This is a genomic window from Roseivivax marinus, assembly GCF_900109705.1.
GTDB classification, from domain to species: Bacteria; Pseudomonadota; Alphaproteobacteria; order Rhodobacterales; family Rhodobacteraceae; genus Roseivivax; species Roseivivax marinus.
The window spans coordinates 251,417-274,873 of sequence record NZ_FOAI01000006.1 but is presented as its reverse complement, the minus strand read 5'-3'; the positions used below and the strand labels follow the sequence as shown (position 1 = coordinate 274,873).

Annotated in this window: 18 protein-coding genes, 1 tRNA gene and 1 other RNA gene; 13 read left to right on the top strand and 7 right to left on the bottom strand. The window is 68.4% G+C overall.

Features of this window, described 5'->3' with window-relative positions; genetic code table 11:
- Window positions 1–91: 91 nt before the first annotated feature.
- The 7 genes from BMX29_RS09985 to ssrA form a co-directional block, all read right to left on the bottom strand.
- Complete coding sequence (locus BMX29_RS09985) at window positions 92–310, bottom strand: tautomerase family protein (RefSeq protein WP_092812353.1); 219 nt, start codon at window positions 308–310, stop codon at window positions 92–94.
- 181 nt (window positions 311–491) lie between these two features.
- A complete protein-coding gene (locus BMX29_RS09980; protein WP_092812351.1) occupies window positions 492–2,003 on the bottom strand; it encodes a DEAD/DEAH box helicase in 1,512 nt (503 codons plus the stop codon).
- Between the two features lie 224 nt (window positions 2,004–2,227).
- Complete coding sequence (locus BMX29_RS09975; protein ID WP_092812349.1) at window positions 2,228–3,211, bottom strand: glycosyltransferase family 2 protein; 984 nt, start codon at window positions 3,209–3,211, stop codon at window positions 2,228–2,230.
- On the bottom strand, window positions 3,208–4,935 hold the full coding sequence (locus BMX29_RS09970) for a glycosyltransferase family 2 protein (RefSeq protein WP_092812347.1): 1,728 nt from the start codon (window positions 4,933–4,935) through the stop codon (window positions 3,208–3,210). The genes BMX29_RS09975 and BMX29_RS09970 overlap by 4 nt, the downstream gene beginning before the upstream one ends.
- Before the next feature lie 116 nt (window positions 4,936–5,051).
- Window positions 5,052–5,519 (bottom strand): SspB family protein, encoded by a 468-nt coding sequence (locus BMX29_RS09965; RefSeq protein ID WP_043845968.1) that lies wholly within the window; start codon window positions 5,517–5,519, stop codon window positions 5,052–5,054.
- Between the two features lie 98 nt (window positions 5,520–5,617).
- On the bottom strand, window positions 5,618–6,868 hold the full coding sequence (chrA, locus tag BMX29_RS09960) for a chromate efflux transporter (RefSeq protein WP_092812345.1): 1,251 nt from the start codon (window positions 6,866–6,868) through the stop codon (window positions 5,618–5,620).
- A gap of 88 nt (window positions 6,869–6,956) precedes the next feature.
- Window positions 6,957–7,312: a transfer-messenger RNA gene (gene ssrA / locus BMX29_RS09955) on the bottom strand.
- 342 nt (window positions 7,313–7,654) lie between these two features.
- Between ssrA and BMX29_RS09950 the strand changes: the two genes are divergently transcribed.
- From BMX29_RS09950 to BMX29_RS09890, 13 genes are all read left to right on the top strand, one after another.
- Window positions 7,655–9,298: a BCCT family transporter gene (locus BMX29_RS09950; protein ID WP_092812343.1), complete on the top strand. Its 1,644-nt coding sequence runs from the start codon at window positions 7,655–7,657 to the stop codon at window positions 9,296–9,298.
- A gap of 161 nt (window positions 9,299–9,459) precedes the next feature.
- Complete coding sequence (locus BMX29_RS09945) at window positions 9,460–10,662, top strand: aminotransferase class V-fold PLP-dependent enzyme (protein WP_092812341.1); 1,203 nt, start codon at window positions 9,460–9,462, stop codon at window positions 10,660–10,662.
- 74 nt (window positions 10,663–10,736) lie between these two features.
- On the top strand, window positions 10,737–12,155 hold the full coding sequence (locus BMX29_RS09940; protein WP_092812339.1) for a cryptochrome/photolyase family protein: 1,419 nt from the start codon (window positions 10,737–10,739) through the stop codon (window positions 12,153–12,155).
- Between the two features lie 149 nt (window positions 12,156–12,304).
- Entirely contained in the window at window positions 12,305–13,522 is a 1,218-nt protein-coding gene (locus BMX29_RS09935) for an SAM-dependent methyltransferase (protein WP_092812337.1), read from the top strand.
- A gap of 6 nt (window positions 13,523–13,528) precedes the next feature.
- On the top strand, window positions 13,529–13,969 hold the full coding sequence (locus BMX29_RS09930; protein WP_043845975.1) for a TrgA family protein: 441 nt from the start codon (window positions 13,529–13,531) through the stop codon (window positions 13,967–13,969).
- Between the two features lie 9 nt (window positions 13,970–13,978).
- Complete coding sequence (locus tag BMX29_RS09925) at window positions 13,979–15,097, top strand: NUDIX domain-containing protein (protein WP_092812335.1); 1,119 nt, start codon at window positions 13,979–13,981, stop codon at window positions 15,095–15,097.
- 52 nt (window positions 15,098–15,149) lie between these two features.
- Window positions 15,150–16,178, top strand: coding sequence for a cysteine synthase A (locus BMX29_RS09920; RefSeq protein WP_043845979.1), 1,029 nt, complete (start codon window positions 15,150–15,152; stop codon window positions 16,176–16,178).
- 8 nt (window positions 16,179–16,186) lie between these two features.
- Window positions 16,187–18,613, top strand: coding sequence for a DUF3772 domain-containing protein (locus BMX29_RS09915; RefSeq protein ID WP_092812333.1), 2,427 nt, complete (start codon window positions 16,187–16,189; stop codon window positions 18,611–18,613).
- Window positions 18,614–18,687: 74 nt separating this feature from the next.
- Window positions 18,688–18,777, top strand: a tRNA-Ser gene (locus BMX29_RS09910).
- A gap of 295 nt (window positions 18,778–19,072) precedes the next feature.
- The gene (locus BMX29_RS09905) at window positions 19,073–20,233 is read left to right on the top strand and encodes an iron-containing alcohol dehydrogenase (RefSeq protein ID WP_092812373.1); all 1,161 of its coding nucleotides are present in this window, start codon (window positions 19,073–19,075) and stop codon (window positions 20,231–20,233) included.
- Between the two features lie 288 nt (window positions 20,234–20,521).
- On the top strand, window positions 20,522–20,938 hold the full coding sequence (locus BMX29_RS09900) for a hypothetical protein (protein WP_043844694.1): 417 nt from the start codon (window positions 20,522–20,524) through the stop codon (window positions 20,936–20,938).
- A gap of 31 nt (window positions 20,939–20,969) precedes the next feature.
- Entirely contained in the window at window positions 20,970–22,070 is a 1,101-nt protein-coding gene (locus BMX29_RS09895) for an extracellular catalytic domain type 1 short-chain-length polyhydroxyalkanoate depolymerase (RefSeq protein ID WP_092812331.1), read from the top strand.
- On the top strand, window positions 22,067–23,203 hold the full coding sequence (locus BMX29_RS09890) for a C45 family autoproteolytic acyltransferase/hydrolase (protein WP_092812329.1): 1,137 nt from the start codon (window positions 22,067–22,069) through the stop codon (window positions 23,201–23,203). Before BMX29_RS09895 ends, BMX29_RS09890 begins: the two co-directional genes overlap by 4 nt.
- Window positions 23,204–23,457 lie beyond the last annotated feature (254 nt).

Genomic DNA, 23,457 nt, shown 5'->3' with positions numbered 1-23,457 from the left:
CGCGGTTGCCCGAAAGCTCGTAACCATCGCGAACGCGCTGTGCAGGAACCGTCAGAAATGGGCCGCTCCGGCTACCTGACAGATACAGTTGCTAGCCGCGCTCGCGCATGGCCTGTCCGTCCTCGGTCCGCAGGACGGTGCCGCCGTAACCCCACGCCCCGCTGCGGATCTCGTGGACGCGGACCGACAGGTTGGCGGCGAGGGTTTCTCCGGCCACCCGGCGAAAGCCGGCGGTGACCTCTTCGATGAGGCGGGCGTGCTCCTCGGGAGAGAAGACGCCTTCGAGAAGCTGGATGTCGATGGCGGGCATGGCGGTCTCCGATCGGGCTGTCGAACGGAACAAGGTTAGCACATCGCGGCCGTGGGACGGTTCGATCGAAAGGGTGCCCCGTCAGGCAGAGGGGACGCGGCGCGGACGAGCCGCCACCGCGCAACGAGAAAGGGCGCCCCCGGCGGGGACGCCCTTCTCTGGTTCGAATGCGGAGGCGGCCTCAGCTGGCGCGGCGCTCCTCGAAGCTCATGGCGATGAAGGAGGGCAGGTGGTCGCCCATGCCGACGACGTTGTCGTCGCGGCGGTTGTTCGACTTGCCCCGGTCGCCCTTGTCCTTGTTGCCGCCGCCGGAGCCGGAGCGGCTCTTGCCGCGCCCGCCCTCGTCGGACTTGCCGCGCGGCCGGGAGCGGCCGCCGCTTCCCTCGGCCTTGCGCTCGGTCTTCGTGTCCTCGGCCGGGCTTGTTGCCTCAGGGGCCGCCGCCTCCGGCTGCGCTGGCTGGGGCTGCGCGGCGTCGGCCTTGGGCTCTTCCGCCTTGGTCTCGGTCTCCTCGGCGGCCTTGGCCGGCGTTGCTGCCTTGGCCGGACGGCCCGGATCGTCCAGACGCGGGATTTTCTTCTGGATCAGCTTTTCCACGTCCTCGAGGTTCTTCTCGTCCTTGGGGGCGCAGATCGTGATCGCCTTGCCATCGCGGCCCGCGCGGCCGGTGCGGCCGATGCGGTGAACGTAATCCTCGGCGTGGCTGGGCACGTCGTAGTTCACCACGTGGCTCACCGACGGCACATCGAGGCCGCGCGCGGCCACGTCGGAGGCCACGAGCACGCGCAGGTCGCCCTTGCGGAAGCCTTCGAGCGTGCGGGTGCGCTGCGACTGGTCGAGATCGCCGTGGATCGGCGCGGCATCGACGCCGTATTTCTTCAGCGACTTCGCCACCACGTCCACGTCAACCTTGCGGTTGCAGAAGACGATGGCGTTGGTCAGCTTCTCACCCTCGGCCTCGATCAGCATCCGCAGGGTGCGGCGCTTCTCGCTGTCGGCGCGGTCCCGGCGCGAGGGTTTGAACATGACGACGTGCTGGTCGATGGTCTCGGACGCGGTCGCCTGCCGCGCCACCTCGATGCGGACGGGCGCCTGCAGGAAGGTGTTGGTGATGCGCTCGATCTCGGGCGCCATGGTCGCCGAGAAGAACAGCGTCTGCCGGGTGAACGGCGTCAGCGAGAAGATGCGCTCGATGTCGGGGATGAAGCCCATGTCGAGCATCCGGTCGGCCTCGTCGACCACCATCACCTCGATGCCGGTGAGCAGCAGCTTGCCGCGCTCGAAATGGTCGAGCAGGCGGCCCGGCGTCGCGATCAGGACGTCCACGCCCTTGTCGATGAGCTGGTCCTGCTCCTTGAAGGACACGCCGCCGATCAGCAGCGCCTTCGTGAGCTTCACGTTCTTGGAGTAGGTGTCGAAGTTCTCGGCCACCTGCGCGGCAAGCTCGCGCGTCGGGCAAAGCACGAGGCTGCGCGGCATCCGGGCGCGGGCGCGGCCGCGGGCCAGCTTCGTGATCATCGGCAGCGTGAAGGAGGCCGTCTTGCCGGTGCCCGTCTGCGCGATGCCCAGCACGTCCTTGCCCTCGAGCGCGGGCGGGATCGCGCCCGCCTGGATCGGGGTCGGCGTCGTATAGCCGGCTTCCTCGACGGCTTGCAGCACCTTGGGGCTGAGGTTCAGTTCGTTGAATTTCGTCATGTGTATCCGCTCTGTGCGGACACCATCGGCCCGCGCGTCTCGTCAGTATCGGGCCGGATCGGCCCTCGGCGTCGGTGTCGGGCGCTGTGGCCCCGGTCGTTCGGGACGCTCGTGCCCCGCAGCCATCGGTCGGCCGGTCGTGGGTGCTCGTCGGGCACGGCTTGCGAAGCGAGGGTCCTCGACCATCGCCTGCGGGCGCTTGTTAGCCAAAATTAACGGCTTGGTCAATCTGGCGTGACCTGACGCTCGGGCACAAGCACGTCAACGTGTCCGGGAAAGTGGCGCAGCCGCCACGTTTTCGGTTCGAAGCGGCGGCGGATCAACGTGCCTTCGGCTTCGAGCGCATTGCAAAGCGCGGGCGTCGCGGCGGCAACCTCGTCGTAGAAGGCGCGCAGCGCGGGCTCTCCGCCCTCCGCCTCGATCCCGGCAAAGAGCGCGTTGAGCGACAGCGCCGCAGGTCCGCGCGCCTGTGGCTTCAGTTCCGACCGGTAGGAGCCGCGGTCGAGGCGAAACCGGTAGTGTGCCGCGAAGGTCGTCCAGTCGGGCGCATGGGCGTGGGCAAGCGGCAGGTCCGGCAGTTCGACCATGCCGGGGTTCTGATCCTCGCCGACGAAAGCGTTGTGAATGCGAATCTGCACGCGCTCGAGCCCGGTGCGGACGAAAACCTTGCCGGCCACATGGCTCAGAAACCCGCCCGAAAGATGGTCGGCCCAGTGCCCGAAACAGGCCCGCGCCGCGTGCTGTCGCCGCGCCTGATCCAGCGGTAAGGTCTTGAACGATCGCGTACCTGGCGCGTCGCCGTCGCCGCGGGCAAGCAGCTCCACCGGGCGCACCCGGGCGGTCAGCGCGTCCGGGGGCAGGGCGGCGAGGTGGTCCGCGACCGGCCGCTCCGCCAGAAGGAACTCGTCCACGTCGATATGACCCAGCCAGTCGAGGTCGCGCGACAGCTGATTATAGGCGTGGCGTGCGTTGCGGGCCTGTCGGTTCTGATGGCGGTCGGGGCGGCCGTTGCGTTTCTCCCACCACGCGGCGTCGGTCACGGTGACCTTGATACGCGGATGCGCGGCCAGTGCCGCCTCGGTGCGTGAATCGGGCGCGTCGAGGTAGATGAACAGCCGGTGCGCGCCCGCCTCCAGATGCCAGGCCGCGAAGTCCAGCACCGCCTCGGCGGCCGCATTCGTCGTGCAGACAAGACCCCAGTGGGTCACGCAGGCACCTGGCCGAACACGCGCCGCACCGCGCCGTCGAGGTCGAGAGGGCGGGTCACCAGCATGTCGTGCGCGCAGAGGCGGGCGCGCAGGTCGGGCCCGTCGCGGCAGACCTCGTCGAAGAAGGCGCGCAAGCCTGCCTCGCCCTCGGTGTCGCGCAGGAAGCCGAGGATCTGGCCGACGCTCATGCGGTCGCCGTCGTCTTCGCGCACCCGGTAGGAGCCGCGCGCGCGGCGGAAGGCGAAGCGGTCGCGGAAATGCTCCCAGCTCGCCGCGTGAAGATGCGCGAGCGCGACGCCCGACACGGCGTGCTCGGTTGTCAGGTGCGCGCCGCCCCGGCGCAGGGTGTGGATGCCGAAGCGCACGCCCTCCTGACCGGGCCGGGCAAAGACCTTTCCTGAGACGTGGCTCACGAAGCCGCCGTCGAGATGGAGTCCGAAGGTCGGGTAAATCTCCTCGACCACCGCGGGAGGGCGACCGGCGGCGCGATGCGTGCGCTTGAAGTGGCGCGGCACCTCGCCTGGTGCGGGCGCGAGCAGCTCGACCGGGGCCATCCGCGCGAAGGTCGTGTCGTGGGGCAGGCCGCGCAAGGCCTGCGCGATGTCACCCTCCGGCAGCAGGAACTCGTCGACGTCGATATGGGCCAGCCAGTCGAGGTCCGGCGCGGTGCCTTGCAGCACGGCGGTTGCATTGCGGACCTGCCGCAGCTGGTGGGCGTCCGGCCGTGCGCGTCCGGTGGCCGACCAGTAGGCGGCGTCGCAGCGGGTCACGTTGACCTCGGGGCGCTCGCGCAACAGCGCCTCGGCCTCCGCGTTGGGCGTGTCGAGGTAGAGGTGCAGCGCCGTAGCGCCCAGTTCGAGGTGATGCGCGACGAAGCGGGCGATGTCGGCGGCGGCGGCGTCCACTGTCGCCACCAGACCCCAGCGCGGAGGATCCCGTGGGGCGGGCAGGGGACGGGGCCGCGCGGCGGCTCTCGCCTTGCGTTGCCGCATGACTTGCAGGCGGCGAAAGAGGCTTGCCGGTTCGTGGATCAGCAGCGTCAGCAGGCGCCGCGCGGGCGGACCGAGCACGGCGTCGCCCTCGGCCTCGCGCCACAGCCGTCCGATCAGGTTCACGTCAAGGCCGCCCGATGTCAGCGAATAGGGATCCATCCGGAGCGGCAGCGCAGCGTCCACCCGGCGGTCTAGAGGAAAGGCGGTGTCCGGCCCGTGCCCGGAATGCAGCCGCTCGAACTCGTAGAGCTTCATCGTCCCCATTAGCGTGAACAGCGCGAGCCCGAGGCTGCGCTGCGCGGCCGTCGCGCCGTGATCTCCGAACGTGGAGACCGACGAGACCAGCCACCTCGGATCGAGACGTTCGATCAGGTGCGCGCCCTCCTCGGCCCAGAGCCGACGGAAGAGGGCCGGCGCGTGCGTGGGCCAGGACCGCTTGCGGAGGTGCGAGATCAGCAGGGCATTGAGGAACACCAGCTCGCTCTGGCCCGTCAGCTCGCGGCGGAGCGCGTGGCGCTTGCGGTGGTAGGACGACCGGAAGGGGGGCGCCTCGGCGGCGTCCGCGTCAGGGTCGCCGACGATGCGGTCGCGCAGGGGCGCGAAGCGCAGGTCGAGCGGCGGCAGGCCCTCTCCCTCGGCATAGGTGAACGGGTCGCGCCGCCCTTCCATCTGGGTCAGCACGGCATCGATCCCGCCGGGATAGACGGGACGGTCGGAGGCGTCGTCGCTCATGGCGCTACCGTGCCCGCGCGCTGTGGCCGAAACAAGAAGGCCCCGCGGCGGACGCGGGGCGCTTTCGCAGAATCGAGGGGCTCGGCGCCAACTCCAGACGCGGCAGGCGGCTTGGCTTACTTGCGGAAGCTGTCGAGGCTGACGACCTCTGCGTCCTTCTGCGGCTTCTCGTCCTCGCCGTCGTCTTCGACCTCGGCGAAGTCCGCCTCTTCCACGTCGTCATCGTCGCCGTCCTGCGTCTCGAAGCGCAGGCCGAACTCGACCGATGGGTCCACGAAAGTCTTGATCGCGTCGTAGGGAATATAGAGCCGCTCGGGCGCATCGCCGAAGTTGAGCGTCACCGCGAAGCCTTCGTCCGTAACCTCGAGCGCGTCGAACCAGTGCTGCATCACCACCGTCATCTCGCCCGGGTAGCGATCCGACAGCCAGTCGGCGATCTCGACGTCCGGATGCCCGGTGTCGAAGGTGATGAAGAAGTGGTGGTCGCCCGGCAACCCGCGCGCAGCCACATCCTGGAGAACCTCCTGGATCAGGCCGCGCATCGCGCGATGCATCAGGTTTCCGTAATCTATGCCCTGGGACATGACCGCTTGTCCTTCCCTGCGTTGCGCCAAGCATATGAGATTCGCCCGGAGATGAAAGGGCATGAGGGAAAAATGCCGCACCGCGGAGGTGGGTGCCGTCAGGCAAGGCCGAAAGCGCCCAGCCCGGCCCCCGCCATGGCGCAGATCGCGAGCGTCACGACGACGCCGCGGCGCAGCGCAAGGAGCAGGACGCCGGCGAGGATCGCGAGAGCCAGCGCCGCCGGATCGAGGCTGTCCGGCACCGGGACCGTCAGATCTGTGGGGCCGACCTCGGTGACGGAGGCGAATAGGACGTGCAGCGCGAACCAGAGCGAGAGGTTCAGGATGACCCCGACCACCGCCGCCGTCACCGCCGAAAGCGCGCCCTGCAGGCGCGGACGCGCGAGCAGCGCCTCGACCTGTCCGGCCAGCGCGAAGATCCACAGGAAGCATGGCACGAAGGTCATCCACAACGTCAGTGCCCCGGCCGCTAGCGCCGCGGTGACACCACCGGAGGCATGTCCCGTCAGCATTCCCACGAACTGCGTCACGAGGATGAGCGGCCCGGGCGTCGTCTCGGCCAGTCCCAGCGCGTCGATCATCTGGCCCGCGTCCAGCCAGCCGTTCGTTTCGACCACGACCTCGGACATGTAGGCGAGCACGGCGTAGGCCCCGCCGAAGGTGACCACGGCAAGCTTGGCGAAGAAGGCGGCGAGGGCGAGGTAAAGCTCGGACCCGGCCAGCCACAGAAGCGGCAGCGGCGCGAGCCAGAGCGCCGCCCAGACGGCGATGGTCCGCAGGGGCAGGGCGGGCGCGGCGGCCTCGGGCACGGCGTCTGTGCCCCTGCCGCGTAGCCAGCCATAGGCCGCGGCCGCGGCCACGATGGCGGGGAAGGGCACCGAGAGCGCATAGATCGCGACGAATGCCACCAGCGCGAGACCCCACATGTCCGCGCCGGTCAGAGCCTTGCGCGCAAGTCGCAACAGCGCCTGCAGCACGATCACGATGACGGTCGCCTTCACGCCGAGAAGCACCGCGTCGAGCGCGGGGGCCGTGCCGACCTGCGCGTAGATCAGCGCCAGCACCGCGATCACCAAAGCCCCCGGCGCCACGAACAGCCCGCCCGCGATAAGGCCACCGGCGATCCCGTGCAGGCGCCACCCGACATAGGTGGCGAGTTGCATCGCCTCGGGACCGGGCAGCAACATGCAGAAGCTCAGGGCGTTGAGGAACTGTCGCTCTGTCAGCCAAGGGCGTTCGTCCACGCATTCGCGATGCATCAGCGCGATCTGTGCGGCCGGGCCGCCGAAAGACAGCCAGCCGATGCGATGGAAGATGCGCGCGAGGTCGGCGCGGGTCGGTGATGTCATCCGCGCACCTTGGCTGCGGGATGTGACGTCAGCATGATAAGCGGCGCTCGCGGTCGGGAGCCGTTCGGATCTTGGCAATGAAGGAAGTAGTGCAGGCTTCTGTTGCCAGGTGCCTGCGAACCCCGCCAGTCCTTGCTAGAGGAGCTGGGCTTCAAAGATCGGTTTTCCGCACTGCTTACGCAGCGAGGGCAACCGGAGCACGATTGTCGTTGGCAATTATGCTTAATGAACCGATAACGGTGGTATCTCACCGGGACAAAGCCACCCCTTTACACGTTCGTCGATCCTATTTCGGCCCCATGATCCCCCAACGACGGGATGTTTGGTGGAGCCGCCGGGTACCGCCCCCGGGTCCGATCCGCTTATTACGAGCGCGTTTATGCCCATAGTCCCGTTGCCGAGACAGTTTGTAACATAGGCGCCCCGGTCGTCCGTGCAAAGGGGATTCCGCCGCAAATTCTCATTATCGGGTGAAATCCGGAGGCCGGCGGTTTCCCCAAAGGTGGAAGGCGGTTGGCCGGGAGAGACCGGCTCGCCCACCGTGACGGATGCCGCGATTTTGCCCGCCGGGCCGAAACCTGTCATTTGCAAGTCCGCTCGACGGATGACTCCCGGGCGGAAACGTGGTCAAAGGCCGGGTGCGACCTAAAGTCCACCTTACCGGGCGGTCAACGGGCCGCGATGTGCGGGTGCGGCGGGCACCGGCCAACAGGCTGGTTCGTTCGCTCGTGTCTTGCGCGACCGAATGCAACGCATAACCTGAAAACAGGAAGGGGAGCGAACGTCATGTCGGATTCTTCGAACGAATCCCTAGACATCCCGTCGCCCTCGGGGGACGTGAACACGATCGACACGTCCTACGAGGTCGGCCAGGACAACATCCAGACGAAGGTCGGGCCCCTGACCTTCGACATCCACAACCCGGTCTTTCTGATCTCTTCGCTGACGGTGGTCGCCTTCGTGCTGGTCACCTTGATCTTCCAGGATCAGGCCTCGGCGGTCTTCAACTGGCTCTTCAACTTCGTCACGACCACGTTCGACTGGTTCTTCCTGTCGGCCGCGAACATCTTCGTGGTGTTCTGCCTCGCACTGATCGTCAGCCCCTGGGGTTCGGTGCGTCTGGGCGGCACGGACGCCAAGCCCGACTTCGGCTATCTGTCGTGGTTCGCCATGCTGTTCGCCGCGGGCATGGGCATCGGTCTGATGTTCTTCGGCGTGCTCGAGCCGGTCTACCACATGACCCAGTCCAACCCGCTCGGCCTGCAAAGCCCGGTCGGCCCGGACGGCAACGTGGACCCGGCCCAGCTGGCCGAAGCGCGCGCCCACGGTCTTGCCGCAACGATCTTCCACTGGGGTCTCCACCCCTGGGCGATCTACGCGGTCGTGGCGCTGAGCCTCGCACTGTTCACCTACAACAAGCAGCTGCCGCTCTCGATCCGCTCGGCCTTCTATCCGATGATGGGGGACAGGGTCTGGGGCTGGCCCGGGCACGTGATCGACATTGTGGCCGTGTTCGCAACGCTGTTCGGCCTGACCACCTCGCTGGGTCTCGGCGCGCAGCAGGCGACGGCGGGCATGAACTATGTCTACGGCACGCCGAACTCGCTGAACGTGCAGATCATCGTCATCATCTGCGTGACGGCCGTTGCGCTGGTCTCGGTCATTCGAGGTATCGACGGCGGCGTGAAGCTTCTGTCGAACATCAACATGGCGCTGGCATTCCTGCTGCTGATGTTCGTGTTCCTCGTCGGTCCGACCATGCAGATCCTGCAGGACGCTTGGACCGGTCTGTCGACCTACGCCCGTGATGTCGTGCCGCTGTCGAACCCGTTCGGCCGGAGCGACGATTCCTACCGCGAGAGCTGGACCTCGTTCTACTGGGCGTGGTGGATCAGCTGGTCGCCCTTCGTCGGCATGTTCATCGCCCGCGTCAGCCGCGGCCGGACAGTGCGCGAGTTCATCACCTGCGTGATCCTGATTCCGTCGCTCGTGTCGGTATTCTGGATGGCCGTCTTCGGCGGCACCGCGATCAGCCAGGTCGCGAACATGGGTGCGGAGAGCGGCGTCTACCAGAACGTCATCTCCAGCTACAACGATGCGATCGCGATGTTCGCCATGTTCGGGGATCTTCCCCTGACCGCGATCACTTCGACGCTGGGTATCGTTCTGGTGCTGGTGTTCTTCATCACCTCGTCGGACTCGGGCTCGCTGGTGATCGACACGATCACCGCCGGCGGCAAGACCGAGGCGCCCACCGCGCAGCGGGTGTTTTGGGCGACGACCGAGGGCGTGGTCGCGATCGTGCTACTGATTGGCGGCGGTCTGACCGCGCTGCAGGCGATGGTGAACGCGACGGGCATCATCTTCACAATCATCCTGCTGTTCCTGTGCTGGTCGATCCTGCAAGGTCTCCGCACGGAGCCGCGCTGACCGTTCCGGCCTGACGGCCACGACAAAAGGGCCGGCCCCGCCACGCGCGGGGCCGGCCTTTTTCGTAGGATCCGCGGCCTGTTGCGGGGGGCGGTCTTGCGCTCGGGCGCGGGGTGGCGTTCGGTGCGCGGCGACGATCACGCTCGCGACGGGAGACGCCCATGACCACGCTCGACATCGACTGGGTCCGGTCCCAGTTCCCCGCCTTTTCAGCCGAGGCCACGGCGGACTGGGCGCATTTCGAGAATGCCGGCGGCTCCTATGCCTGCCGCCCGGTGATCGACCGGCTGACCCGCTTCTACACAGAGCGCAAGATGCAGCCCTACGGGCCCGCGGCGCCCTCCGCGGCGGGCGGCGCAGAGATGGATGAGGCGCGGCGGCGTCTGGCGCGGCTTCTGGGCGTCGAGACCGAGCAGGTCGCCTTCGGTCCCTCGACCACGCAGAACACCTACGTCCTGGCGCAGGCCTTCCGGTCGTTCCTCAAGCCCGGCGATGCCATCGTGGTGACCGACCAGGACCACGAGGCGAATTCCGGGCCGTGGCGGCGGCTGGCCGAGGCCGGTATCGAGGTGCGCGAGTGGAAGATGGACCCTGCAACCGGCCATCTCGACCCCGAGGCGCTGGACGCGCTGCTGGACGAGCGGGTGCGGCTTGTTTGCTTTCCGCACTGCTCAAACGTGGTGGGCGAGATCAATCCGGTGGCCGAGATCGTCGCGCGGTGCCACGCGGCGGGTGCCTTCACCTGCGTCGACGGGGTCAGCTACGCGCCCCACGGGCTGCCGGATGTGGGTGCGACCGGTGCCGACGTCTACCTGTTCTCTGCCTACAAGACCTACGGGCCGCACCAGGGGATCATGGTGATGCGCCCCGCGCTCGGAGAGTTGCTGCCGAACCAGGCGCATTTCTTCAACGCCGATACCCTCTACAAGCGGTTCACGCCGGCCGGGCCAGACCACGCGCAGATCGCGGCATGTGCCGGCATTGCCGACTACCTCGAGGCTCTGGCGGACCGTCACGGCGTCGCACCCGAAGGTGCCCACGACGTCATGCGCGCCGCCGAGGTGCAACTGCTGAAACCGCTTCTGGAGGCCGTCACCAACCGCAACGATGTGCGTCTGCTCGGCCCCGCGGACCCCGGGAGCCGCGCGCCCACGGTAACCCTGTCCGTCACGCGGCCCGTCGAGGCCGCCGAGGCGCTGGCCGAGCGCGGTATCATCGCGGGGGCCTCGCACTTCTATGCGGTCAGGGCGCTACAGGCGATGGGCGTGGACCCCGAGCGTGGCGTCCTGCGGCTGAGCTTTACCCACTACACCAGCGTGGCCGAGGTCGATCGCCTGATCGGCGCGCTGGACGAGGTGCTGTAGCCGCCGGTCGCCCGCGTCTTGCCCGGGCGTTCCGCGCCCTAGGTTCGCATGGGTCACGTTCCGAGGAGACGCCCATGCCCGAAACGCCCACACTGCTGTGGTATCGCCGCGACCTGCGCCTGTCGGACCATCCTGCCTGGCACGCCGCGCTGAAGCGGGGCGGCCCGGTCATTCCGGTCTTCCTCAAGGACGAGGGCGTGCGGATGCTGCGCACGGCACCGGCGTGGCGGCTGGGCCTCGGGGTCGAGCACCTGGCCGAGACGCTGGCCGAGAAGGGGAGCCGCCTGATCCTGCGCGCCGGGCCCGCCGAGCACGCGATCACGCAACTGGTCGAGGAAACCGGCGCAGGCGCGGTCTACTGGATGCGCGCCTACGATCCGGTCAGCGTGGAGCGCGACACCGCCGTGAAGGCGGCGCTCAAGGAGCGCGGTGTCGAGGCCGAGAGCTTCGCCGGCCACCTGATGTTCGAACCGTGGACCGTCGAGACCAAGCAGGGCGAGTTCTACAAGGTCTACACGCCGTTCTGGCGCGCCGTGAAGGACCGTGACGTGGAGACGCCGCTATCGACGCCGTCGGACCTTGCGCCGCCGTCCGAATGGCCCGACAGCGACAGCCTCGCGGACTGGGCGCTGGGCGCCGGCATGGACCGGGGTGCCGAGGTGGTAAGGCCGTGGGTGCAACTGGGCGAGGGCGCCGCGCAGTCGCGGCTGGGCGCCTTCATGTCCTCGAAGGTCGAGGGCTATGACGACGGCCGGGACATCCCCTCGCAGAACGGCACCTCGAACCTCTCGGAAAACCTGAGCCTGGGCGAGATCACCCCCCGCCAGTGCTGGCACGCCGGGGTGCGCGCCGAGGAGGAGGGCAAGGCCGGGGCAGGGACCTTCCTGCAAGAGCTCGTCTGGCGCGAGTTCGCCTATCACCTGATGTGGCACACGCCGCGCCTGCTGTATGACAACTGGCGCGAGGAATGGGCGGCCTTCCCCTGGAACGAGGACGAGCGTCGCAGCGAGGTGATCGCGTGGAAGCGCGGCCGCACCGGCATGGCCTTCGTCGACGCAGCGATGCGCGAGATGTACGTGACCGGGCGGATGCACAACCGTGGCCGGATGATCGTGGCCTCCTATCTGTGCAAGCACCTGATGTGCCACTGGAAGATCGGCATGGAGTGGTTCGAGGACTGCCTGATCGACTGGGATCCGGCGTCGAACTCGATGGGCTGGCAGTGGTCGGCGGGTTCGGGCCCGGATGCGACGCCCTACTTCCGCGTCTTCAACCCCGAGACCCAGCTCGACCGCTTCGACAAGAAGCGCGCCTACGTGAACCGCTGGATCGCCGAGGGGCAGAAAAGCCCGCCCGACGAGGCGTTGGCCTATTTCGACGCGATCCCGCGCAGTTGGGCGATCTCACCCGACGATGCCTATCCCGATCCCATCGTCGAGGCGGGGGAGGGGCGCAAGCGTGCGCTCGCCGCTTACGAGAACCGCGACTTCTGACCGCCCCGGCGATCCGTATGCCGTGGCACACAGGTCCGCGACCGATGCGCGCGGGCCGCTTGCCGCCGACCTCGGCGCGGCTATAGCGTGAAACTTAACGAAAGGTTGCCGGCGCGGTCCGTGCGCCGACAAGACAGGGACGAGACCACATGACCGACAGGATCCTGACCGACACGGCCGGGCAAGGCGGGCTGCCGCGTTACTTTGCACGGGTGTTCGAGATGGCGCAGGGCCTGAACCGAGGCCGGCTCGACTTCGTCCTGCCGGACGGCCGACGCTTCCGCGCCGAGGGCCGTGAGCCGGGGCCGGTGGCCGAGGTGTGGGTCCACAACCCCGACCTCTTCGCCCGGCTTCTGCGGGAGGGCGATCTCGGCTTCTGCGACGCGTATCTCGACCAGTGGTGGTCCACGCCCGACCTGATGGCGTTCATGGACCTCGTCCACGCCGACAACGAGGACATCTACGACGGCTTCCCCGGCATCGGCCTCGTGCGGACCTACGAGAAGTTCCGGTTCTGGCTGCAGTCGAACTCGAAGGCGCAGGCCCGCCGCAACATCGCGCATCACTACGATCTCGGGAACGATTTCTACGGGCTCTGGCTCGACGACACGATGACCTATTCCTCGGCCCTGTTCGAAACCGGCCAGGAAAGCCTCGAGCGCGCGCAGGAGGCCAAGTACGCCTCGATGATCGACCAGATGGGCGCGCGCCCCGGCGACCACGTGCTCGAGATCGGCTGCGGCTGGGGCGGGTTCGCGGAATATGCCGCGAAGGAGCGGGGCCTGCGAGTCACCGGCCTGACCATCAGCCGCGAGCAATACGACTATGCCCGCGAGCGGATCGCCAGGGCGGGGCTGTCGGACCGGGTGGAGTTCAAGCTGCAGGACTACCGCGACGAGCGCGGACACTACGACGGCATCGCCTCCATCGAGATGTTCGAGGCCGTGGGCGAGCGCTACTGGCCTGTCTACTTCTCGACCCTGCGCGACCGGCTCAAGCCCGGCCGCAGCGCCACGCTTCAGATCATCACCGTCCAGCACCGGCGGTGGGAGGTCTACCGCCGCGGCGTCGACTTCATTCAGAAGTACATCTTCCCCGGCGGAATGCTGCCCTCGCCGGTGGTGCTGCGCGACGAGATCGCGCGGGCGGGCCTGGACGTCGCGCGCTCGATCGAGTTCGGCCACTCCTACAGTCAGACGCTGCGTCGCTGGCACGACACGTTCAACGACAAATGGGACGAGGTGTCGCGACTTGGGTTTGACGAACGCTTCAGAAGGATGTGGAATTTCTACCTGACGTCGTGCGCCGCGACCTTTGCGAGCGGAAATTGCGATGTCACCCAGATCACCGTGACCCGACCGAGCTGAACCGCCATGCCCACCGCCGCCAAACTGATCGCAGGTCTGCTTCTGGCGGCGCTGGCCTATGCCGTCTCGGAGATGATCAAGACGCTGCTGCCCTCGGGCACCGACTTCGGAATGTTCTCCTACGTCAACGCCGTCGTGGGCTTTCTCTGCGGATGGCGGGTGATCGGTACGCGCGTGGGGCGGGGCTGGTCGGCGGCGGTGTCGAACGGCTTCACCGGGGTCGTGGCGATGGTGGTCTGGTGCCTGGCGATCCATTCCTTCGCGGTGATGGTCGAGCGGTCCTTCGAAAAGCGTTACAAGGGTGCCATCGAAGCCATCGGCGCGGCGTTCGAACTGATGGCGGAATATGCAGTCCTGCTGACCGATCCCGCCGTTCTAGGGACGCTCTTGCTTGGCGCCCTCGTCGCGGGCTACGTGGCCGAGGTCACTGACCGCCACTGGAGCTGATCGCCCACCATGACTTCGCTGTTCGTCTTCGGGACGTTGCGCCACGTTCCGCTTCTCGCGCGGGTGCTCGACCGTGATCCCGACGCCTGCGGGACGCGCCCCGCGGCGCTGCCCGGTCACGTCGCCGCCGCGGTGGCGGACGAGGATTTTCCCTTGCTCGTGGCCGAGGAGGGCGCCCGCGCCGAGGGGCTGCTGATCGAGGGGCTTACTGCGCGGGAGGTGGCCCGGCTCGACGGCTACGAGGGCGATTTCGGATTTCATCTGCGCGAGGTGCGGGTCGAGACGCCGGACGGCCCGGCCGCCGCGCACGCCTACTTCCCCGAGCCGGGACGCTGGCGGACGGACGGTGCGTGGGACTTCGAGGGGTGGGTCGCGCGCTGGGGCGAGATCACCGCGCTCGCGGCCGAAGAGGTCATGGCCGCGGTCGAGAAGGGGGCGGAGCCCGCGCCGCCCTTCGCCCGCAAGGCGCGCGCCTGGGCCCGCATCCGCGGCCGCGCCGGGGCGCCGCAGGAGCTGCGCGCGCAGATGACCCGCGATGATATCCAGGATTTGCGCTTCCTGCCGGGTTACGACGGCTTTTTCCGCCTGCGCCGGTTCGAGCTGTCCTTCCGCACCTTCGGCGGCGGCGTGTCCGAGCGGGTGCAGCGCGAGGGCTTCGCGGCCTTCGACGCCGCGCTGGTGCTGCCCTACGACCCGGTGCGCGATTGCGTTCTGCTGATTGAGCAGTTCCGCTATGGCCCGGTTCTGCGCGAAGACCCCACGCCGTGGATGCTCGAACCCATCGCAGGGCTGGTGGATGCTGGCGAAGAGCCCGCCGGCACCGCCCGGCGAGAGGCGATGGAAGAGGCGCAGCTGGACCTCTCGGGACTGGAGCCGATGATGCAGGTCTATCCCTCGCCCGGCTACACCAGCGAATATTTCCACTGCTTCCTCGGGATCGCGGACCTCGGGGGGCAGCACGGCACGGTCGCCGGGCTCGATGCCGAACACGAGGATATTCGCAGCCACGTGGTGCCCTTCGACCGGGCCATGGCACTGATCGAAACCGGCGAGATCAACGTCGGACCGCTGGCGATGATGCTCCTTTGGCTCGCACGTCATCGCGACCGGCTGCGTGCCGCGGCTTGAGATTGCCGCCCGGCGGACCTACACCCCTCGTAAGGAACCGAAGGAGGGCGCCATGCGCATCGCCACCGATCTCGCCGACGCCGTCGGACACACCCCGCTGATCCGCCTGAACAAGGCGTCCGAAGAGACCGGCTGCGACATCTACGGCAAGGCGGAGTTCATGAACCCCGGCCAGTCCGTGAAGGACCGCGCCGCGCTGTTCATCATCCGCGACGCGATGGAGAAGGGCCTGCTGGAGCCCGGCGGCACCATCGTCGAGGGCACCGCCGGCAACACCGGCATCGGCCTCGCGCTCGTGGGCCGGTCGCTGGGCTTCAAGACCGTGATCGTCATCCCCGAGACCCAGAGCCAGGAAAAGAAGGACATGATCCGCCTGGCCGGTGCCGAGCTCGTCGAGGTGCCCGCGGTCCCCTACAAGAACCCGAACAACTACGTGCGCTACTCCGGCCGCCTGGCCGAGGAACTGGCCAGGACCGAGACCCACGGCGCGATCTGGGCCAACCAGTTCGACAACACCGCCAACCGGCAGGCCCATGTCGAGACGACGGGTCCCGAGATCTGGGAGCAGACCGGCGGCAAGGTCGACGGCTTCATCTGCGCGGCCGGCTCGGGCGGCACCGTCGCGGGCGTCGGCATGGCGCTCCAGCCGAAGGGCGTGAAGGTCGGTCTTGCCGACCCCGAGGGCGCGGGGCTCTTCAAGCTCTACACCGGAGAGGAGAACCCCGGCGATTCGATCACCGAGGGCATCGGGCAGGGCCGGATCACCGGCAACCTCGAGGGCTTCACCCCGGACTTCGTGCGCCGGATCCCCGACGCCGAGGCGCTGCCTGTGGTCTATGACCTGCTGCAGCACGAGGGGCTGGTCATGGGCGGCTCGACCGGCGTCAACGTGGCCGGTGCGATGCACATGGCCCGCGAGATGGGGCCGGGGCACACCATCGTCACGATCCTGTGCGACTTCGGCAACCGCTACCAGTCGAAGCTCTTCAACGTTGATTTCCTGCGCAACAAGGGCCTGCCGACGCCGCCGTGGCTCGACCGCGCGCCCGCCTCCATCCCCGGCGTCTTCGAGGACACGTGAGACCCGCCATGCGGGGGCTGGTCCGCGCCCTCGTCCTGTCGCTCATCGTCGCGTGCGCCGCGGCAGGGAGCGCAATGGCGCAGGGCGTGCCCGCCGATTACGCTCCTTGGGAAGAGACGGCGGAACGGGCCGAGACGGCTCTGGAGGAAGACCGGGGCAACGAGGATCAGCTCGAGACGCTCCGGGCGCAGATCGCCGATTACCGCGCGCAGTTCGCCTCCACCCGCGACACCGAGCGCGAGCGGGTCGAGACCGTGCGCTCGCAACTCGAGGCGCTGGGCACTCCGCCCGAGGAGGGCAGCGAACGCCCCGAGATCGCCGAGCGGCGGCGCGAGCTGGAACGGCAGCTCGCCGAAGCCCGTGCGCCCGTGGTCGCCGCAGAAGAGGCCTTTACCCGCGCAAACGGTCTGATCGGCGAGATCGACCAGACCCTGCGCGAACGTCAGGCCGAGTTGCTGCTGTCTCGCGGGCCGTCGCCGGTGAACCCTGTCCACTGGCCGGCCGCGCTCGAGTCGCTGATGACCTCGGTGCGCCTGACCCTCAGCCTGCCGGACAGCCCGATCACGTCGGCCGAGGCGCGCGAGCAACTGCTGTCGAACCTGCCGCTGGTGATCGTCTTGGGCACCCTCGGGGTGCTGCTTCTGAGTCGTGGGCACATGGTCGCCGAGCAATCGGTGAACTGGCTCCGCAAGCGCACGCGACGCGGCACAGGGGTCTGGCGCTTCCTGCTGTCGCTTGGCGAGATTTTCCTGCCGTTGGCGGGCATCTTCTCGATCGTGGCCGCGGCCGAGGTGTCGGGTCTCCTGTCGGAGCGGTCGCTCGAACTGCTTTACGGCGTGCCGTTCTGGCTCGGTATCCTTCTTTACCTCGTGTGGCTCGCCGCGCAGACCTTCGCCGCCCAGGACGACGAGGCGACCCTGCCCATCGGCCGATACCGCCGACGCGAGGCGCGCTACTACACGGCGTTCCTTGGCGTGCTTCTGATCCTGCGTCGCGTCCGGATGGCCCTGGCCGAGCTGGACGGCTACGACGACGCCACGATCGCGGTGCTCGACTTCCCGCTGATCGTGCTGGCCTGCATCGTGCTGTTCCGTCTGGGGCAGATCCTTTCCCGCGCCACGCCGGATGCGCCGGAGCCCGACGACGAGAGCGGCGCCACGCAGCCGCCCGAGGGCATCATGTTCCGACTTCGGGTCGCACGGCTTCTCGGCCGGGGCACGATGGCCGTGGCGGTCCTGTCGCCCATTCTCGCTGCCGCAGGCTATGCGAACATAACCGAGGCGCTGGTCTTCCCCGCGATCCGGACGCTGGTCCTGGGCGCCACGATCCTCGTGCTTCTGCGCTTCGTGTCCGACCTCTATGCGCTGGTGACCAAGCAGACCGTGGAGGAGACGAACTCGCTCGTCCCCGTGGCCACGGGCTTCATCCTCACGCTCGCCTCACTTCCGGCGCTGGCGCTGATCTGGGGCGCCCGCGTGACCGACCTGACCGAGATCTGGGCCGCCTTCCGCGCGGGCTTCACGCTGGGCGACACCCGCATCTCGCCCACCAACATGCTGACCTTCGTGCTGATCTTCGTGATCGGCTACGGCATGACACGGCTCCTGCAGGGGGGCCTGCGTTCGGCGGTTCTGCCCAAGACGCGGATCGACCTCGGCGGGCGCAACGCGATCGTCTCGGGCATCGGCTATCTGGGCATCCTGCTGGCGGCGCTGGCAGCCTTCGCGGTGGCCGGGATCAATCTGTCGTCGCTGGCGATCGTCGCCGGGGCCCTGTCGGTCGGGATCGGTTTCGGCCTGCAGAACATCGTGCAGAACTTCGTATCGGGGATCATCCTGCTGATCGAGCGCCCGATCGGCGAGGGCGACTGGATCGAGGTCAACGGCCACATGGGCTTCGTCAAGGCGATCTCGGTGCGCTCCACCCGGATCGAGACCTTCGACATGTTCGACGTGATCGTGCCCAACGGCGATTTCATCTCGGGCACGGTGACGAACTACACCCGCGGCAAGACCATCGGCCGTCTCATCGTGCCGATCTCGGTCGCCTACGGCACCGATACCCGCAAGGTCGAGCGCATCCTGATGTCCATCGCGCGCGAGCATCCGCTTGTGCTGATGAACCCCGAGCCGTTCATCTACTTCGCGGGATACGAGAACTCGGCCCTGAACTTCGAGATCCGGGTGTTCCTGGTGGACGTGCTCGAGATCCTCGTGGTGAAGACCGAGATGAACCATCAGATCGCCGAGCGTTTCGCCGCCGAGGGCATCGAGATCCCGTTCCCGCAGCGCGACCTGTGGCTGCGCAACCCCGAAACGCTGGTGGGCGAGGGCGAGTCCGCCCACCGCGCCTTCGCCGGCGAAGGGCAGGGCACGCGCCCCATGCCGCGCCCCCATAAGCGCGGCAGCGCCTCGTCCTACGGCGACCCGGAATAGCGCGTGAGCGGTCGAGGCGCGGCTCACCGAAACCCGCTTGCATCCCCCCACCGCCTTCCGCTAGACCGCGCGGCGGAGAGGTGGCCGAGTGGTCGAAGGCGCACGCCTGGAAAGTGTGTAGGCGGGAAACCGTCTCGAGGGTTCGAATCCCTTCCTCTCCGCCACTTGCCCCCCATCCAATCAACAGACCGTCCGAGGCCTTCGCGGTGTGATGCTCCGTGTTCCAATCGGGGAGCGTCGTTTGCGATAGCGGGTCGGTTGCGCTTGCCTGAATGCATGGGTGGATCGGGACGTTCTTTCTGATCGCGTCTCGCGGTCCGACTTCGGGTCCAGCCCGACGCCCAGCCCACGGTCTCTGCTGGCATCGGACTGTCCACGAGGCGGTGGACATTCATGCGTTCGGAGCGAAGTTTGCTCACCAAGGCCTCACCAAAAGGAGGCTGAGCAACCGGAGCCATGATGACCCCGAACATGACATTCGCCCTGACTCTTCCCGCGCGGATTCGCTTCGGACGCGGGGCGTTGCTCGATGCCGCGCCCGAGATCGCGACCTTGGGGCGACGGCTGGTTCTCGTGCACGGCCGATCTGCGAAGCGCGCCGAGCCGCTTCGGGCGGCCCTGGTGGCGGCCGGGTGCGAGGTCACGGCGATGTCCTGCGCGCGTGAGCGGACCCTGCCGATGCTTCTCGATGCGCTGTCCCACGCGCGAGAGAGCGCGCCCGACGCGGTGGTCGCTGTCGGCGGCGGCGCGGTCCTCGACATGGGCAAGGCGCTGGCCGCCCTGTTGCCCTCAACCGCGGGTTCTCCGCTCGACCATCTCGAGGTGGTGGGCGCGGGGCTGCCCCTGACCGCGCCGCCTTTGCCTTGCGCCGCGGTTCCGACCACGGCGGGCACCGGGTCCGAGGCGACCCGCAATGCGGTCATCGGGGTGCCAGACCATGCTCGCAAGGTCAGCCTGCGCGACGCCCGCATGGTGCCCGACATCGCTATCATCGACCCGGCCCTGATGGACGGCACGCCCGCGCCGCAGACTCTCGCCAGCGGGTTCGACGCGGTGACCCAGGTGATCGAGCCTTACCTGTCCCGCCGCGCCAATCCTTTCACCGACGCGCTGGCCCGTCCGGCGATCGGCATGGGCCTCCGCGCGTTGGTGAAGCTCATGGAAGGCGGCGAGGAAAAGGCCGCGCGGGACGACCTGGCGTGGGTCGCCCATGTCAGCGGTATCGCCCTCGCCAATGCCGGTTTGGGCGCGGTGCATGGTCTCGCGGGCGTTCTCGGCGGCGAGACCGGAGCGCCGCATGGCGTGATCTGCGCGCGCCTTCTACCTCATGTCCTCTCCGCGCTGGATCGGAGCGCAGAAACCGAAACCACGCGTCTGCGGCTAAGCGAGGTGTGCGGCGAGATCGATGCCATTGTGCCGGGAGGACTCGACGGTCTGACCGAATGGATGTCGCGTCACGGTCTCGGCGAGCTGCCGGTGCTCGACAAGGCCACTCGCGACCGGATCGCCGGTGCCGCGCAGGATGCCTCGTCGATGAAGGCCAGTCCTGTCCTGTTCGAGGCGCGGGAGCTTGCGGCCATCCTCTCCGCCGCCGAGGGTCCCGGCAACGGGACTGGCTGATGCGCCTACGGCGTGCCGGGACGGGTCATTCCGGCCCGGTGTCGATGCGCTTGAAGCCGGCCCACGGCGGAGCGACGGGATCGTCGACCGGCCGGGCAGGGTGGTTTGTCGAGCCTTTGCCCTGGCATCACGCCGGTCGCGAGCGCGCATCGCTTGCGCCGGTGGCGTCCGCGACCTGTCCGGAGGCGCTGCCTCCGGGGCGGTTGATTTATCGCACCCGGGTCGGGGACACCTTGCGTCGAGGCGTTCCGTCCTCCATTTGTATTCCACTTGGATGGAGAATCCCCGATGCCAAAGATTCACCGACTGCCGGACCGTCATGCCGATACCGAGAAGATCACGCTCAATATCGGGCATGTCGACCTCGGGCGGATCGATCTCCTGGTGCGCGAGGGGTTCTATACCAACCGCACCGATTTCATCCGCACGGCGATCCGCAACCAGCTGTCCACGGACGCCCGCGCCGTCGATCAGTCGGTGGAGCGGCACCAGTTCGAAATGGGCTTGTTCGACGTGACCCGTGCCGATCTCGAAGCCATGCGGCAGCGGGGTGAGGAATTGCACCTGCGCGTTCTCGGGCTGGCCCGGATCGCCGACGACGTGTCCGTCGAACTGGCGCTCGAGACCATCGGGTCGATCAGCGTGCTGGGCTCGCTGCAAGCCTCCAAGGACCTCAAGGCGGCCCTCGCGGACCGCATCACCTGACGGGCCACGCGCCTTTCGGAAGGACACTACCATGAACGACCATTTCGCGACGGCCATGCGCCGGGCGCTCGAGCAGACGCGCGCCGGTGACCCGCATGGTGCGACCAGCGTCCTCCAGGCGGCGCTGTCGGGACAGGCTCCCGACGCCGCGCCATGCTGCGGACCCTGCGCCGAGGCGGCCGAGAAGACCGCACATCGCGGTGCCACCGGACCGATGTCGGGCCTCGGCCTCGGCGGCGGGCTGGACCTGTCCTCGCTGCCGGGACTCGAAGGCGGCCTCGGGCTCGGCCGTCAGGCCGGGATGCCCGGAACGACCGCGGCCCGCGCACTGGTCCCCGAGGGCGCGACCGTGGAGACGCGCCGGCACAGCGGCGCCGCGGGCAGCCGGTCCTACCGCCTTTTCGTGCCCTCGGAGCGGCAGACGCCGCTGCAGGGCGTCGTCCTCATGCTGCACGGCTGCACGCAAGGGGCGGAGGACTTCGCCGTGGGGACCCGGATGGATGTCGCGGCCGAGGCGGCGGGCTTCGTCGTGGCCTATCCCGAGCAGACCGGGCGTCACAACGCGCAGTCCTGCTGGAACTGGTTCCGCCCCGAGGATCAGGCCCGCACCGGCGGCGAGGCGGCGCTGCTGGCCGATCTCGGTCATGCGCTGGCGGAGGAATTTTCCTGCGAGGGACGCGTCTTCGCTGCCGGCCTTTCCGCGGGCGGGGCGATGGCGGCGATCCTCGGCGAAAGCCATCCGGACGTATTCCGTGCCACGGGCGTGCATTCCGGCCTGCCTGCGGGGGCGGCGCGGGACGTGGTCTCGGCCTTCGCGGCCATGCGCGGCGAGGGCACGTCCGGGCGCGCGGCCACGGGGCCGGTGATCGTGTTCCACGGCAGCGCCGACCGCACCGTGGCGCCGGCCAACGGCTCCGCCATCGTCGGCGGCCATGGCATCGAGCGGACCGAAAGCGGCAACGGCCGGACCTGGACGCGTCTGGTCACCGACGACGGCTCCGAGCTCTGGCGCGTGGAGGGGGCGGGTCACGCCTGGTTCGGCGGCGACCCGGCCGGCTCCTATGCGGACCCCAAGGGCCCCGATGCCTCGACCGAGATGCTGCGCTTCTTCGCCGAACGGGGGCAGGCATGAGCGCGGAAATGACCTTCGATGCCGTGGCCGAGACGCGGCCCGGTCCGAAATGGCGCCAACGGTGGGAGCTGTCCTGGCCTGCCTACCGCGCCTGGTTCGAAGCGCGCGGCGGCCACCACGGGCCCGACCGCGCGACCTGCGAGGCCGCGCTGGCGCAATACATGCCCGAACTGGTGCCCGTGCATCGCCGTTTGACCATGCTTGCCGGCGGAGACGACCTCGCCGCGCGGTTCCTGTCCACCTGGTGCCCGCCGTCCTATCTCGGCGGCTGCTCGGTGGCGGCCTTCGCGCGGGACGGGGCAGGGCACCTCGTGCGGAACTATGATCTGTCGCCTGATCTCAACGAGGGGCTGCTCCTGCGGACAGAGTGGACGGGCACGCCCGTGATGGGCATGACGGAGTTTCTCTGGGGCCTGTCCGACGGGATCAACGCGCACGGCCTGTCCGTGGCGCTGGCCTTCGGCGGGACGCACGAGACCGGCGAAGGCTTCGGGATCTGCACGATCCTGCGCTACGTCCTCGAAACCTGCCGGACCGTGACCGAGGCGCGTGCGGTGCTGGAGCGCGTGCCCTCGCACATGGACTACAACCTCGTGCTGGCCGATGCGGGGGGCGATACCGCCTCGGTGGAGATGCATGCGGGCGGCGGCTGCACCGCGCGCAGTCCGGCGATTGCGACCAATCACCAACTTTCCGCGCCGCTACCGGACAAGGCGGCGTTCACCCGCACGGTAGAGCGGCGCGGGTGCCTGTCGCGCCTTCTGGCCGGGTCCGATCCGGTCGAAACGACGGTCCGGGCTTTCCTCGAACCGCCGCTGCACCAGACCAACTACGCGGCGGGCTTCGGCACGCTTTTCACCGCGGTCTACGCCACCGGCCAGCGCGAGATGCGTCTCCTCTGGAAGGATGGCGAAATGCGCCAGCGGCTGGACGAGTTCTCGGAGGAAACGCGGACGGTGAGGTTTGCGGACACGGCTGCAACGTCGGTTCCGACAGAAAGCGGCCAACCCGCGTACGCCGACCTTCTGCGCTACGTTCCCGAGCGGAACCGCGACGCGGCGCGCGACTGGCTCGACAGCGCGGAGCGCGGGCGGGTCGATTGGGTCGCGTTCGGGCAGTTGTTTGCGGCCTAGGCTTGCGGCATGTCCCGCGCGGACCGTCACGGATGCTTCGCGTCGGGCCTCTTGCGATGATGAACGGGCGTATCGAGCGGCTCGTCGCCGCCATTGGGCAGCCTTCCCTCGCGTGCGTGTAGCCGGGTGCAACGCCGTCCGCGCAGCTTGGCCCCGCTCGCGCTGATCGCACGGTGCGGCAAAGCCTGTTTTGCGTGTTCGGCCGTGCTTGTCGGCCTCACCAGCGTCGAAATCGACGGAAAGACCGCAGGGCG

Excerpts from the sequence above, each read along its gene's own strand:
- BMX29_RS09985 (WP_092812353.1), bottom strand. The coding sequence starts at position 310 with ATGCCCGCCATCGACATCCAGCTTCTCGAAGGCGTCTTCTCTCCCGAG.
- BMX29_RS09980 (WP_092812351.1), bottom strand. The coding sequence starts at position 2,003 with ATGACGAAATTCAACGAACTGAACCTCAGCCCCAAGGTGCTGCAAGCC.
- BMX29_RS09970 (WP_092812347.1), bottom strand. The coding sequence starts at position 4,935 with ATGAGCGACGACGCCTCCGACCGTCCCGTCTATCCCGGCGGGATCGAT.
- BMX29_RS09965 (WP_043845968.1), bottom strand. The coding sequence starts at position 5,519 with ATGTCCCAGGGCATAGATTACGGAAACCTGATGCATCGCGCGATGCGC.
- chrA (WP_092812345.1), bottom strand. The coding sequence starts at position 6,868 with ATGACATCACCGACCCGCGCCGACCTCGCGCGCATCTTCCATCGCATC.
- BMX29_RS09950 (WP_092812343.1), top strand. The coding sequence starts at position 7,655 with ATGTCGGATTCTTCGAACGAATCCCTAGACATCCCGTCGCCCTCGGGG.
- BMX29_RS09945 (WP_092812341.1), top strand. The coding sequence starts at position 9,460 with ATGACCACGCTCGACATCGACTGGGTCCGGTCCCAGTTCCCCGCCTTT.
- BMX29_RS09940 (WP_092812339.1), top strand. The coding sequence starts at position 10,737 with ATGCCCGAAACGCCCACACTGCTGTGGTATCGCCGCGACCTGCGCCTG.
- BMX29_RS09935 (WP_092812337.1), top strand. The coding sequence starts at position 12,305 with ATGACCGACAGGATCCTGACCGACACGGCCGGGCAAGGCGGGCTGCCG.
- BMX29_RS09930 (WP_043845975.1), top strand. The coding sequence starts at position 13,529 with ATGCCCACCGCCGCCAAACTGATCGCAGGTCTGCTTCTGGCGGCGCTG.
- BMX29_RS09925 (WP_092812335.1), top strand. The coding sequence starts at position 13,979 with ATGACTTCGCTGTTCGTCTTCGGGACGTTGCGCCACGTTCCGCTTCTC.
- BMX29_RS09920 (WP_043845979.1), top strand. The coding sequence starts at position 15,150 with ATGCGCATCGCCACCGATCTCGCCGACGCCGTCGGACACACCCCGCTG.
- BMX29_RS09915 (WP_092812333.1), top strand. The coding sequence starts at position 16,187 with ATGCGGGGGCTGGTCCGCGCCCTCGTCCTGTCGCTCATCGTCGCGTGC.
- BMX29_RS09905 (WP_092812373.1), top strand. The coding sequence starts at position 19,073 with ATGACCCCGAACATGACATTCGCCCTGACTCTTCCCGCGCGGATTCGC.
- BMX29_RS09900 (WP_043844694.1), top strand. The coding sequence starts at position 20,522 with ATGCCAAAGATTCACCGACTGCCGGACCGTCATGCCGATACCGAGAAG.
- BMX29_RS09895 (WP_092812331.1), top strand. The coding sequence starts at position 20,970 with ATGAACGACCATTTCGCGACGGCCATGCGCCGGGCGCTCGAGCAGACG.
- BMX29_RS09890 (WP_092812329.1), top strand. The coding sequence starts at position 22,067 with ATGAGCGCGGAAATGACCTTCGATGCCGTGGCCGAGACGCGGCCCGGT.